The organism is Streptomyces sp. NBC_00154, assembly GCF_026342835.1.
GTDB lineage: Bacteria > Actinomycetota > Actinomycetes > Streptomycetales > Streptomycetaceae > Streptomyces.
In genome coordinates, this window is sequence record NZ_JAPEMI010000001.1 from 3,120,837 (window position 1) to 3,133,244 (window position 12,408).

A 12,408-nucleotide genomic window follows, 5' to 3' on the forward strand; every position below is an offset into this window, starting at 1 on the left:
GCAGACTACGCAGATCACACGGCCCGCGCGGGGACCTTCAGCTCTTCGACCGTCCTGACGAGGGGAGCCAGCTCGGGATTCTTGGCGGCCTCGTCGAGAGCGGCACGCAACGCCGTGTCATTGGTCGGCCGAGCCTCGGCGAGAAGAGTGAGGCCGGCTTCGGTGACATCCGTGTAGATGCCGCGGCGGTCGGTGTCGCAGAGGTACCGGGTCAGCAGCCCCCGGTCCTCGAGACGGGTGACCAGGCGGGTGGTGGCGCTCTGACTGAGCACGACGGCGTCCGCGACCTGCTTCATCTGGAGATGGCCGCCCGGGCCGTTGTGCTGCCGGCTCAGGACGTCGAGCAGGGAGTACTCCCGCACGCTGAGGCCGTGCCCGGACTGCAGGGCCCGTTCGATGCGGGCCTCGATGTTGCCGTGGAGCAGGGAGAGGGCGCACCAGCCCTGGGAGAGGGCGGTCAGTGCGGGATCCGTCGCTGTCATGGTCTCTCCTCCGTGCGGGAGCTGCTTCCGTCCAGGATAGGGGACATCTGCAATAGCCCGCGCTTGCAATTAATCGGCGTCTGCAATTATTGTCGACGCTTGTAAGGCGCAGACGCAATCTTCTGGGAAGGTGAAACCCATGCCGCTCGCGCTCCTCGCCCTCGCCATCGGGGCATTCGGTATCGGAACCACCGAGTTCGTGATCATGGGGCTGCTCCCCGAGGTTGCTGCGGACTTCCAGGTCTCCATCCCGACCGCAGGATTCCTGGTCACGGGCTACGCCCTCGGTGTCGTACTAGGTGCCCCGCTGATGACGGTCCTCGGCACCCGGGTCACCCGCAAACGCATGCTGTTGCTCCTGATGGGGCTGTTCATCCTGGGCAATGCGGTGTCCGCCGTCGCCCCCGTCTTCGGCGTGATGCTCGCGGGACGGGTGATCGCCTCACTCGCCCACGGCGCCTTCTTCGGCATCGGCTCGGTCGTCGCGGCCGATCTGGTCGCCCCGCAGAAGAAGGCGGGCGCGATCGCCATGATGTTCACCGGCCTCACCGTCGCCAATGTCGTCGGCGTACCGCTGGGCACGTACATCGGGCAGAGCGTCGGGTGGCGCACCACGTTCTTCATCGTCGCGGCCCTCGGAGTCGTCGGCCTCCTCGGTGTGGCCAAGCTGGTTCCCGAGCAGCCGAGGGCCGAGGGCGTACGGCTCCGCCACGAGCTGGCCGCGTTCCGCAATGTGCAGGTGCTGCTCGCCATGGCGATGACCGTCCTGGGCTTCGGCGGTGTCTTCGCTGCGATCACCTACATCACGCCGATGATGACCGAGATCGCCGGCTACTCCGCGTCCTCCGTCACATGGCTGCTGGTCCTCTTCGGGCTCGGCATGGTCGGGGGCAATCTGCTCGGCGGCAAGTTTGCCGACCGCCACCTGATGCCGATGCTGTACGTGTCACTGGGCGCCCTCGCCGTGGTCCTGTCCCTGTTCACCCTGACCGCCCACAACAAGATCGCGGCTGCCGTCACCATCGTTTTGATCGGCGGCCTGGGCTTCGCGACCGTACCGCCGCTGCAGAAGCGCGTGCTGGACCAGGCCGCGGGTGCCCCGACCCTTGCCTCCGCCGTCAACATCGGCGCCTTCAACCTCGGCAACGCACTGTCGGCGTGGCTCGGCGGCATCGTCATCGCGGCGGGCCTCGGCTACACCGCACCCAACTGGGTCGGCGCCGCACTGGCCGCATCCGCCCTGGTCCTTGCCGTCCTCTCCGGCGTCCTGGAACGCCGGACGGTCACGCACAGCCGACGCGTCGCCGGTCACGTCCCCGAGCCGGTCGCAGTCGCCGAAGCCCGGCGCTGACACCCCCACAGCCACCACACGTACATACGCCCCACCGCACCAAGGAGATATCCCTCATGACCACCGCCCTCTCGCAGGCCGCCGTCACGCCGCTGACCATCCAGGACGCGGAAGCGCTCGTCGCCACTGCTCGCACCGCCGCGGAGGCCGCCGGTGTCACCGCTGCCGTCACGGTCCTCGACGCGGGCGGTCACCTGCTGGCTTTCCGGCGCGACGACCGGGCCGTTCTCATCGCGGGGGAGACCAGCACCCGCAAGGCGTACACGGCCCTCCAGCTCGGTGCCCCGACCGCCGACCTCGTCGATGCGGTCCAGCCGGGCGGGCTCTTCCACACCCTGCCGACCGCCCTTGACCGGCCGCTGCTCTTCATCGCCGGTGGGGTCCCGGTCTTTCGTGACGGCCGGCTGATCGGCGCCGTAGGCGTGGGCGGCGGCGCACCCGAGCAGGACCACGGCTTCGCGACGGCTGCCGTGGAGGCGCTCGCCTAGTCGGCGAACCACCGCACAGACAGCGGAAACGCATGAATGTCCGTTCCCGAGCGCCTGGAGAGCCACGGCACTTGGGGGCGGACATTCGCGGTTGCGCGGGCTGACAACACTTCGGCCGGCCGGTCGGCGTCAGCCCGTCGCCACAGTCAGCGGCGCGAAGCGACGGGTCCAGTCGCCCGGCAGCTCCGGGGCCCGGTAGGTCATCACCGTGGTACCGGAACCGGCTTGCAGACCGCACTCCTTGAGCAGGGTCAGCAGCTCCTCGTGGCGTGCGTCGATATCCACGCGAAGGGGACGGTCCGTTGCCTTCGCGAGGGAGGTGACGAGCGCCATAGCCGTGTCGGTGTCCCGGGCGATCAGCGGACCGACCGCATGGATCCGCTCACTCGGCCAGATCGCCGCGTAACCCACCAGCTCACCGTCGTCCTCCGCGACCCGCAGGTGGTCCGCGAACGACGGCAGCCGGGCGAGAAGGTGCGTCCGGTCGGCACCGAAGACCTCGGTGTCCAGCCGGAGCAGGGCATGCAGATCCCCGGCGGCGGCCGGGCGGACGGTCACGGGACCTGCAGTCGGAACGCCGTCGCCCGATGCGTCGCTCGGCCGGAAGTGCCCGATCACTCGCTCTGCCCGCCCCACCGTTTCGAAGCCGAGCTCTTCGTAGAGCGGCCGCCCCGACTCCGTCGCGTACAGGCTGAGCGAGGTATTCCCGGTCGCCTCGATCACATGGCGCATCAGACGACGGGCGATCCCCTGCCGTGTGTACCGCTCGGCGACGAGCAGCATGCCGATGGCGGCGAGGCCCTGGCCGTAAGAGGTCAGCACGCAGGCGGCCATCAGGCCTTTGCCCTCGGGGTCGTCGATGCCGTAGCCCGTCCCCGCGGAGAGGAGCAGGCCCCATCGGAGCTCATCACGCGGCCAGCCGCGGTCCTCACAGAGATCGGCACAGGGGACCAGGTCTCCCCGGGTGAGACGCCGGACGGGTGCGTCGGCATGCGGACGGGGCAGTGGGCTGGGCATGAGGTTCAGGCTGTCCGACGCAGTGATCGCTCGTCCACCGCTTTACCGGAACTGGCCGAGACGCGTAGCCGTCGGCCGCGCCGGGTCGGCCCCCATGGCTTCAGTACCGAGACCGCGGTGATGAAGAGATATGTGGCTGTTGCCACGGAAGGCGCGACGACCAGATTGATGTCGACGGCGCCCTGTGCCGCGGCTTCGTTGATGCCCGGTCGCAGCGAGAAGATCGACAGGGCCGTGGTGATCAGAGTGAGCCAGAACTTCGTCCAGACCCAACGGTGTCTGGCCAGGCCCCACGGGGTGCCGAGCGCCAGCACGAGACCGCTGAGGAGCGAGACCAGAGCGACGGGCACGACCAACCAGTCACCGAAAATCTTCATGGCGCGGGTCGCGGCCTGCGCGGTGGTGGTATCGCCGGTCAGGAAGGCCGTGATCCCGAGTGTCAGCAGGCCGACGGTGAGGCCCAGCCAACTGACGGAGACCGCGACATGGGCGACCAGGAGACTTCGGCGAGCGGGACGCTTGAGTGGTTTCACGTGAAACACGGTGCCTGGCAAAGGGCAGTTGGGCGTCCGGCGGCGGGAGTATCCGTGCGTACTTGCTTGGGCGTACGTGGTGCCCTCCTGCCGCACTCTCCGGGTGGGTGCGGTGGGTCGAAGCCCTGCCGTGGATTCCGGGTACGGCCATGGGGCAAGGGAGCGTAACGGGAAACGTGGTTCGGATACCCGGACTTCCCGTTATTTGTCCGGCCTGGAGTCGGCGCAGTCATGCTGGGGCGAGGAGCCGCACGCGGTGGCTGCGAGCACTGTCGGCACGCAAGGCGACCAGAAGATGTTCGAGGCGAGGCACAGTTATGGACGCTCCGGCCACCATGCCCGGCGACGAAACTCTCAGATCTCCCGATGCGACCCTGATCCACCGCACCCTGACGGAGATCGCCCCTGTCGCGGACCAGGCCACCTCGTACTTCTACGCCTTGCTCTTCGTCCGCCACCCCGAACTGCGCGCCCTGTTCCCGGCCGCGATGGACACCCAGCGAGACCGTCTCCTGCGGGCGCTCCTGACGGCCGCCGACCGCATGGACGACCCCGATGCGCTGACCGAGTACCTCGGCGGACTGGCCCGGGGACACCGTAAATACGGCACCCTGCCCACGCACTATCCCGCGGTCGGCGAGGCCCTCCTCGGCGCCCTGAGCCGCTACGCCACCACGTGGGACGGGGCGGCCGAGGCGGCCTGGATCCGCACCTACACCACGCTGTCGCAGATCATGATCGACGCGGCCGCCGAGGACGAGGAACGAGCGCCCTCCTGGTGGGTCGCGGAGGTCGTCTCCCATGACCTCAGAACGCCCGACATAGCGATCCTCACGCTCCGCCCCGACCAGGCCTACCCCTTCCTGGCCGGCCAGTACACCGCCCTGGAAACCCCGTGGTGGCCGCGGATCTGGCGGCATTACTCCTTCGCCTCGGCGCCACGGCCCGACGGTCTGCTCACGTTCCACATCAAGGCGGTTCCGGCGGGCTGGGTCTCCAACGCACTGGTGCACCGGGCCCGCCCCGGCGACGTCCTGCGGCTCGGCCCGCCCACCGGCTCGATGACGGTCGACCACACCACCCACAACGGTCTGCTCTGTCTGGGAGGCGGCACGGGCATCGCACCCATCAAGGCGCTCGTCGAGGATGTCGCCGAACACGGCGACCGGCGCCCGATGCAGGTCTTCTACGGTGCACGCAGCGACCGCGACCTGTACGACATCGGCACGATGCTGCGGCTCCAGCAGACCTTTCCCTGGCTCGCCGTCCGCCCGGTGGTCTCCGGCGGGTCGGGCAGGGGACTGAAGGGCTTGTTGCCCGACGCGGTGCGCGAGCTCGGCCCGTGGCACGAGTACGACGCCTATCTCTCGGGCCCGCCGGGGATGGTCCGCAGCGGCGTGGACGTACTCACGGGCATCGGCATGCCGCCCGGGCGCATCCGATACGACTCCGTCGAGGAATTGGCACCCACGACGGGCCCGGCCTAACACGAGCCTGCCCCAGCTGGAGCAGGAGCAGACAGAAGCAGGTCCCAGGGCCCCGGATCAGCCCAGGTCCGGCGCGTGCATCGCCCGCACGCCCTCGATATTGCCGTCCAGGTAGTGCCGCAATGACAGCGGTACGAGATGAACGGCGGCGATCCCGATCCGGCTGAACGGCACCCGTACGACGTCGTACTCGCCGCACGGATCCTCGATCTCGGGGCCGTGCCGGCGGGACAGGTCCATCGAGTCCAGCCGGCAGACGAAGAAGTGCTGCACCTTCACGCCCTTCACCCCACCGCCCTCGATGTGCTCCACGGTGTCGACGAAGCAGGGGACCACATCGGTGATCTTGGCGCCGAGCTCCTCGTCCACCTCGCGGTGCAGAGCGTCGACAACGGTTGCATCCTCGGGCTCGACCCCGCCGCCCGGCGTGAGCCAGTACGGATCCACCCCAGGCTTGGTGCGCTTGATGAGGATGAGGTCGTTGCCGTCGAGCAAGATGGCGCGTGCGGTGCGCTTGACCACAGGACGTTCGGTCATGGCAAGAGAGTGGCCCACAGAACCCGTTCTGAAACACCCACACGCCCGGGGGTCACCAGTCGGCTGCAGCGCGCACCAGCCACTCGTGCGCCCGCGCGATGTGAGGCAGGGCGAGTGTGCCGGTCCGCGCGGCCAGGAAGTAGGTGCGGAGCGGCGGGACCGGCGGGTCCAGGAGCGCCACCACCTCGCCGCGCTCCAGCGCCCCCTCGCAGAGATAGCGCGGCAGTACGGCAAGCCCGGCGCCCGCGGCGGTGCACTCCAGGACAGCCCGCAGATCCGGTGCTATGACGGTGCCCGCGGCTGCGGGACGGCGGTCGAAGACAGCGGCCCAGTAGCGGGAGACGAACGGCAGGCTCTCGTGCACTTCCACCACCGGCAGCTGCTCCAGCACCACAGGACCTTTGTGCCGCAGCGTGCCGGGGCCGAGGCGCGCGGCCCAGCGCGGGGAAGCGACCAGTACATGCTCCTCGTCGCAGAGCGGTGTCGCGGTGAGCAGCCCACCGCGTGGCCGGGCCGTTGCGATGGCCAGATCATGGTGTCCGGCGGCGAGCCCTTCCAGCGTCTCCTCGGCGTTGGCGAGGAACGAGCTGCGCAGGGCGAGGCCGTGGGAGACGAGGAGGGTGAGTGCGGGCAGAGCGCGCAGCGAGATGAATTCCGGGGGCCCGGCCAGATGCAGCGTGCGTGCGGTCGACTCCTCGTCGACCCCGCTCTCGGCGATCTCGACCAGCGCGTCCAGATGGGGGGCGGCCCGGTGCGCGAGTTCGTCGCCCATGGTCGTCGGGGTCACACCGCGGGCCCGGCGCAGGAAGAGCGGGCGGCCCAGCTGCCGTTCCAGTGTGCGTATCTGCGAGGTGACCGCGGGCTGGGAGAGGCCGAGCAGCGCGGCGGCGCGGGTGAAGGACCCGGCCCGGTGCACCGTCACGAAAGTACGCAGCAGGGCCAGGTCCACGTCCTGTCCCCTCCCACCCTTGCGAAGCGTCCGACCCGAACAACTATAAATATGTCGATAGGTCGCTGTCGCTACTGTGATTGGACACTGACGCAGAGTCAATTAGCCTTGTCCAAGCGGTTCTTCGCGCGTGGAACCGGGACGGTCCGAGCCAAGAGGGGGGAGGCTCGGACCGTCCGTACCGGCCATGTCTTCCTGTGCGCGGCCGGCTCAGCGCCGGCCCATCGCCTCGTCCAGCGCCCGCTCCACGTCGGCCACCAGGTCGTCCGCGTCCTCGGCCCCGACCGAGAATCGGATGAAGCCTTCCGGTACGGCGTCGCCGCCCCAGCGCGCCCGCCGCTCGGCGGTGGAACGCACGCCGCCGAAGCTCGTGGCGTCGTCGACCAGCCGCAGCCCGGCCAGGAAGCGCTCGGCGATCTCGCGGTCGGGCAGCACGAACGACACCACGGAGCCGAAGCGCCGCATCTGCCGCACGGCGACCGGGTACGAAGGGTCGGTGGGCAGCCCGGGATACCGCAGCCCGGTGACTTCCTGGCGCTTGCCCAGCGCCTCGGCCAGAACGAGCGCGTTTGCGCACTGCCGGTCGATCCGCAGCTCCAGCGTGGCCAGCGAACGGTGCGCGAGCCAGGCCTCCATCGGCCCGGGGATCGCCCCGACGACCTTGCGCCAGCGCCGCACGCCCGCCGCCAGTTCCGGATCGCGGCACGTCACGTGGCCGAGCAGGATGTCACCGTGTCCGGTCATGCCCTTGGTGTCACTGGCCACCGAGAAATCGGCGCCCAGCTCCAGCGGACGCTGACCGAGCGGGGTGGCGAGCGTGTTGTCGACAGCCACCAGGACGCCGGCCCCGTGCGCGGCCTCGATGAGCCGCCGCAGGTCGCAGACGTCGAGCCCAGGGTTGGACGGTGTCTCGATCCACAGCAGCCGGGCCCCTTCCAGGACCGCCAGCTGTGCGTCGCCTCCGGTCGGCGCGGTCCGCACCTCGACGCCGTACGCCTCCAGTTGCTGACGCACGAGCGGCAGCGCCTGATAGCCGTCGTCGGGCAGGACGACCGTGTCACCGGACCGCACCTGGGACAGCAGTACCGCCGAGATCGCCGCCATGCCGGAGGCGAACACCGTGGTCTCGACCGTCTCCCCCGGCGCTTCGAGCTCGCCGATGGCCCGCTCCAGATGGGTCCAGGTCGGATTGGTGTCCCGGCCGTACGTGTACGGGCCGGTCGGCTCGCCGGAGAGGTGGAAGTGCGCGGCGAATACCGGACCGGGCAGTGTGGGTTCGTACTGCTCCGGTTCGGGAAGCCCCGCCCGTACCGCCCGGGTTCCGTCACCCATGGTGCTCATGCTGTTCCTTCTGTTCTCTGGTCGTGCCGGTACTTCTGATCCAGCTGATCCTGCTGATCGCTCTGATTCGGTCGGATCAGTCCTCGTCCGGCAGGACGACATTCAGTGCCCAGGACACGACCGAGATGATCAGGCCGCCGAGCACGGCGGTCCAGAAGCCCTCGACATGGAAGCTGAGGTCGAACTGGTCGGCCAGCCAGGAGGTCAGCAGCAGCATCAGCGCGTTCACCACAAGGGTGATCAGACCCAGTGTGAGGATGAACAGCGGCAGGGTGAGCACCTTGACTATGGGCTTCACCACGAAGTTCACCAGCCCGAAGAGCAGGGCCACGAGTATCAGGGTGAGCACCTTGCGACCGGTACTGCCGCCGGACAGCGTGATGTTGTCGAGCAGCCAGATGGCCACGGCCAGCGCACCTGCGTTGGCGATCGTCTTGACTACAAAATTCTTCATGTGTCTGATCGTGGCAGACATGATCGGTGGCGAACACCGGCAGAACGAAAGCAAGGGGCGGACGGGCCATGAAGGCATTCAGACTGGACGAACTGGAGGCGGAACGGGCCGCCAACGACGGCGCGTATCTGCAGTTCCTGCGGGAACGGAACATGTCCGTCGGCCTGTACGCGCTGGACGCCGGCGACCTCGATCCGCAGCAGCCGCACAACCAGGACGAGGTCTATTTCATTGTCAGCGGCCGCGCCTCGATCACCGTCGGCATGGAGACCACACAGGTGGGCAGGGGAAGCGTGGTGTACGTACCGGCCGGTGTGGCCCACAAGTTCCACCACATCACCGAGGATCTGCGGGTCATGGTGGTCTTCTCTCCGCCGGAGAGCTGAGCCGGGCCCTCAGGGATCCCTAAGGGTTCGATCAGGGGAGTTCGGGGGCTCCGGTGCCCCCGCAGGCCACCCCCGCGCCTCTAGCATCGAAGCAGGTGCTCATCGAAGCCGTTACGCACAGAGACGAGGTTGGGACGATGGCCGTTCGGGAGATATTCGCGGGGATGCCCTGGTGGGTGAAGTGGGTCGCGGTGCCCGTCATCGCGATCGTCGTGTTCGGCGGCCTGATCGCCAGCGTGATCGGGTTCGTGATCGGTCTGCTCTTCAAGGTCCTGGTCTTCGTGATCCTGGTCGGCGGGCTCGTGTTCGTCGTACGGAAGTTCATGTCGTCCTCGTCATCGCGCGGCGACTGGTAGGCGGCGGCCGGTCACCAGTCGGGCAATTAGCCCAGCTGAGCTAAGTACAAGACGAAACGACACCCCTTGCGGACGCTGCCGATACAGTGGCGGTCCGCTGTCGTTGCCTGGGAAACAACTGTCCGTCACCACCCTGACCAGTGGTTTGTGTACACGCCCGGTCTCCGGACCCCAGGTCTGCGGCAGGTCCGTGGGGGCGGCCCCCACGAACGGGCTGACTGCCCGTCACCATGCCTGGGGGTGACCTTTGACCACGGCATCGAGTACCGCTGTCCCGACGTTGATCGGTTCGGTTCAGCGGGCATTGAGGCTGTTGGAGGCTGTGGGCGCCCATCGGGACGGGGCACCTGCGAAGCAGCTCGCACGGGAAGCGGGGCTTCCCCTTCCCACTGCCTATCACCTGTTGCGCACCCTGACCCATGAAGGCTATCTGCGCCGGGAGAACGGTGTGTTCCTCTTCGGCTCCGCCGCCGAGAGGCTGGTCGACGACGGTGCGCTGCAGAATCGTCGCAGCACCATGGCCCAGTCGCTGGCCCGCTGGCGCGACATCATCGGTGCACCGGTGTACTGCGCCGTCTACCGCGAGGGCGAGATCGAACTCATCGCGGTCGCCGACACCCCCGCAGCACCTGCGGTCGAGGAGTGGGCCTCGTTCCGGGAGACCGGGCATGCTCATGCGATCGGCCAGTGCCTACTGAGCCGGCTCGACGAGAAGGCCCGTGAGGACCATCTGGATCGTCACCCTGTGCAGCCGCTGACCCGGTACTCGGTGCGGGACCGACCGGCGTTTCTCGAGCGGTTGAGGTCGTTGGAGCGAACGGAACCTGTTGTCGAACGACAGGAGTACGCCCTCGGAACGGTCTGCGCCGCCATCCCGATCGCAGTCGGATTCACGGCCGCCGCCATGGCCATTTCGGTACCTCTCGACGAGGAAGATCGGTTGCTCCCCGCAGTCGAACGACTACGCATTGAAGTGGCGAGCCTCTTGCGTTCGTTCGTGTTCTCTATCAGTATCTGAAAAATCACTCCTTGTGATCTGCTATCGCGTGCACCACGATGGCGTCAATAGGGCCATGGGGGATCATTCCTGGCCAGATTCATCTACTGCGGGGTTGAACGATGCGCGAGTCGGTTCAAGCTGAGGTCATGATGAGTTTCCTCGTCTCCGAGGAGCTCTCATTCCGTATCCCGGTGGAGCTCCGGTACGAGGTATGCGATCCGTACGCGATCCGGATGACCTTCCATCTGCCCGGTGACGCCCCCGTCACCTGGGCTTTCGGTCGTGAGCTGCTGTTGGACGGCCTCAACAGCCCCAGCGGTGACGGTGATGTGCACATCAGTCCCACGGAGCCCGAGGGGCTGTCGGACGTACACATCCGGCTTCAGGTCGGCGCGGATCGCGCTCTCTTCAGGGCCGGTACCGCGCCACTCGTTGCGTTTCTCGACCGGACGGACAAGCTCGTCCCCCTCGGCCAGGAGTGCACGCTGAGTGACTTCGAGGGCAACCTCGAGGAGGCGCTTGGCCGGATCCTCGCCAAGGAACAGAACGCTGGCTGAAAAGGTTTGCGCCGACGGTCGGCGCACCGGTCGAACGCGGTACTGCCGAACGGGTGATATCTGCACCGCGCCGACCCGCCACTGCCAGCGTCAATGCCTCGACCTGCGACGCCGGCCCCTTCCGTTCCGTGCGGGTGCCGAAGCTCCGGCTTCCGCGCCGAGCCCTGTGCGGTCCGCGGAGACGACCAGCGCCGCCAGCACCGTCGTCACCGGCACCGAGGCGACCAGCCCGATCGACCCGACCAGCGTTCGTACGATCTCCTCCGCCACGAGTTCGCTGTTGGCCACCGTGCCCACGCTGCTCTGCGCGATCGAGAACAGCAGCAGAAGGGGAAGCGCGGCGCCGGCGTAGGCGAGCACCAGCGTGTTGACCACTGAGGCGATGTGGTCGCGACCGATCCTGATACCTGCCCGGTACAGCTTCCGCGCACCCATCGTCGGGTCGGCCTGGTGCAGCTCCCAGACCGCCGATGTCTGGGTGACCGTCACATCGTCCAGCACGCCGAGCGAGCCGATGATGACACCGGCCAGCAGCAGGCCGCTCATGTCGATGTGGGGGTACAGGCCGTGGATGAGGCCGGTGCTGTCGTCGGTGTTGCCGGTCAGGCTCGCCCAGTCGATGAAGAGTGAGCCGAGCAGCCCGATCAGCAGCAGCGAGATCAGCGTGCCGATGACCGCGACCGAGGTGCGGGCGGTCAGCCCGTGACACATGTAGAGCGCGATCAGCATGATCGCGCTGGCCCCGACGACCGCGACCAGCAGCGGGTTCGAACCCTGCAGGATCGCGGGGAGGATGAACAGGGTCAGCACGGCGAACGACACGGCGAGCGCGATCAGCGCCATCACCCCGCGCAGCCTGCCCACCACGACCACTGCGAGAGCGAAGATCCCGGCCAGCAGAGCCATCGGGACTTTCCGGTCCACATCCGTCACGGAGTACTGAAGATCATGGGGCGCGTCGGGCGCGTACGCGACGATCACGCCCTGCCCCTCGTGCAACTGCCGTGGCGCGTCGGGCTGAACGATCTCGACGAAGGTCCTTCCCTTGTCGTGGCCGGTCGTCACCTCGATCGTGGCCTTCTCGCACAGCCCCGGCTCCTGGCCGGGAGTGGCGTTCCCCGTCGGCGTCGTGGTGTTGCCGGTGGCCGGGGTCTGCGCGGCGTTCACGTCCTTGCAGTCGACCTTGTCGACGTTCACCACCGTGGCCTGCTGAGTCTGCCGGTCGAAGCCGACGCCGGTGCGCTCGTGCGCGGGTGCACCGCCCGGCCAGAGCACCGCCATGCCGACGACGACGGCGGTGGCGAAGGGGATCAGGACGGCCGCGATGACCTTACGCAGATGTTTCGAGACCGGCGCGGCGGGCCCGTGGCTGTGCGAGTGACCGTGCTGATGGTCCTGCGGTCCGGAGTCATTTTGAGGGGACGTCACCGGGGGATCATCGCAAGAAGAGAAGGGGTCCACTGTTCAGTA

General features: G+C 68.0%; 14 protein-coding genes and 1 pseudogene. 7 read left to right on the plus strand and 8 right to left on the minus strand.

What is annotated here, in order from left to right:
* Positions 1-14: 14 nt before the first annotated feature.
* Entirely contained in the window at positions 15-482 is a 468-nt protein-coding gene (locus tag OHA03_RS13985) for a MarR family winged helix-turn-helix transcriptional regulator (protein ID WP_267004150.1), read from the minus strand.
* A 139-nt stretch (positions 483-621) separates the two neighbouring features.
* On the opposite strand from OHA03_RS13985, the gene OHA03_RS13990 reads away from it, so the two are divergent.
* Both OHA03_RS13990 and OHA03_RS13995 read left to right on the plus strand, forming a co-directional pair.
* Complete coding sequence (locus OHA03_RS13990) at positions 622-1,833, plus strand: MFS transporter (protein ID WP_267004152.1); 1,212 nt, start codon at positions 622-624, stop codon at positions 1,831-1,833.
* Between the two features lie 56 nt (positions 1,834-1,889).
* A complete protein-coding gene (locus OHA03_RS13995; protein ID WP_267004154.1) occupies positions 1,890-2,321 on the plus strand; it encodes a heme-binding protein in 432 nt (143 codons plus the stop codon).
* Between the two features lie 129 nt (positions 2,322-2,450).
* Here OHA03_RS13995 and OHA03_RS14000 read toward each other — a convergent pair whose 3' ends face one another.
* On the minus strand, positions 2,451-3,338 hold the full coding sequence (locus OHA03_RS14000; RefSeq protein WP_267004156.1) for a GNAT family N-acetyltransferase: 888 nt from the start codon (positions 3,336-3,338) through the stop codon (positions 2,451-2,453).
* Between the two features lie 5 nt (positions 3,339-3,343).
* The gene (locus OHA03_RS14005; RefSeq protein ID WP_267004158.1) at positions 3,344-3,871 is read right to left on the minus strand and encodes a DUF2269 domain-containing protein; all 528 of its coding nucleotides are present in this window, start codon (positions 3,869-3,871) and stop codon (positions 3,344-3,346) included.
* Positions 3,872-4,230: 359 nt separating this feature from the next.
* Between OHA03_RS14005 and OHA03_RS14010 the strand changes: the two are divergent.
* Positions 4,231-5,358: pseudogene (locus tag OHA03_RS14010) on the plus strand (globin domain-containing protein); the annotation flags it as partial.
* Positions 5,359-5,415: 57 nt separating this feature from the next.
* Here the strand turns inward: OHA03_RS14010 and OHA03_RS14015 are convergent.
* The 4 genes from OHA03_RS14015 to OHA03_RS14030 form a co-directional block, all read right to left on the minus strand.
* Positions 5,416-5,895, minus strand: coding sequence for an NUDIX domain-containing protein (locus OHA03_RS14015; RefSeq protein WP_267004160.1), 480 nt, complete (start codon positions 5,893-5,895; stop codon positions 5,416-5,418).
* Between the two features lie 52 nt (positions 5,896-5,947).
* Positions 5,948-6,844: a LysR family transcriptional regulator gene (locus OHA03_RS14020; RefSeq protein ID WP_267004163.1), complete on the minus strand. Its 897-nt coding sequence runs from the start codon at positions 6,842-6,844 to the stop codon at positions 5,948-5,950.
* A gap of 210 nt (positions 6,845-7,054) precedes the next feature.
* Positions 7,055-8,185, minus strand: a complete 1,131-nt coding sequence (locus OHA03_RS14025) for a cystathionine gamma-lyase (protein ID WP_267004165.1) — start codon at positions 8,183-8,185, stop codon at positions 7,055-7,057.
* A gap of 76 nt (positions 8,186-8,261) precedes the next feature.
* Positions 8,262-8,639: a phage holin family protein gene (locus OHA03_RS14030; protein ID WP_030930596.1), complete on the minus strand. Its 378-nt coding sequence runs from the start codon at positions 8,637-8,639 to the stop codon at positions 8,262-8,264.
* A gap of 68 nt (positions 8,640-8,707) precedes the next feature.
* Between OHA03_RS14030 and OHA03_RS14035 the strand changes: the two genes are divergently transcribed.
* The 4 genes from OHA03_RS14035 to OHA03_RS14050 all read left to right on the plus strand — a co-directional run bounded on the left by OHA03_RS14035 (position 8,708) and on the right by OHA03_RS14050 (position 10,938).
* Positions 8,708-9,025: a cupin domain-containing protein gene (locus OHA03_RS14035; RefSeq protein WP_267004167.1), complete on the plus strand. Its 318-nt coding sequence runs from the start codon at positions 8,708-8,710 to the stop codon at positions 9,023-9,025.
* Between the two features lie 137 nt (positions 9,026-9,162).
* Positions 9,163-9,381 (plus strand): DUF5326 family protein, encoded by a 219-nt coding sequence (locus OHA03_RS14040; protein WP_030930600.1) that lies wholly within the window; start codon positions 9,163-9,165, stop codon positions 9,379-9,381.
* Between the two features lie 247 nt (positions 9,382-9,628).
* Positions 9,629-10,399 carry a helix-turn-helix domain-containing protein gene (locus OHA03_RS14045; RefSeq protein ID WP_323181206.1) on the plus strand — a complete coding sequence of 257 codons (771 nt, stop codon included), beginning with the start codon at positions 9,629-9,631 and terminating at the stop codon, positions 10,397-10,399.
* Positions 10,400-10,500: 101 nt separating this feature from the next.
* Entirely contained in the window at positions 10,501-10,938 is a 438-nt protein-coding gene (locus tag OHA03_RS14050; RefSeq protein ID WP_030930605.1) for an SsgA family sporulation/cell division regulator, read from the plus strand.
* 90 nt (positions 10,939-11,028) lie between these two features.
* Here OHA03_RS14050 and OHA03_RS14055 read toward each other — a convergent pair whose 3' ends face one another.
* Positions 11,029-12,366 carry a YibE/F family protein gene (locus OHA03_RS14055; protein WP_267004172.1) on the minus strand — a complete coding sequence of 446 codons (1,338 nt, stop codon included), beginning with the start codon at positions 12,364-12,366 and terminating at the stop codon, positions 11,029-11,031.
* Positions 12,367-12,408: the final 42 nt, after the last annotated feature.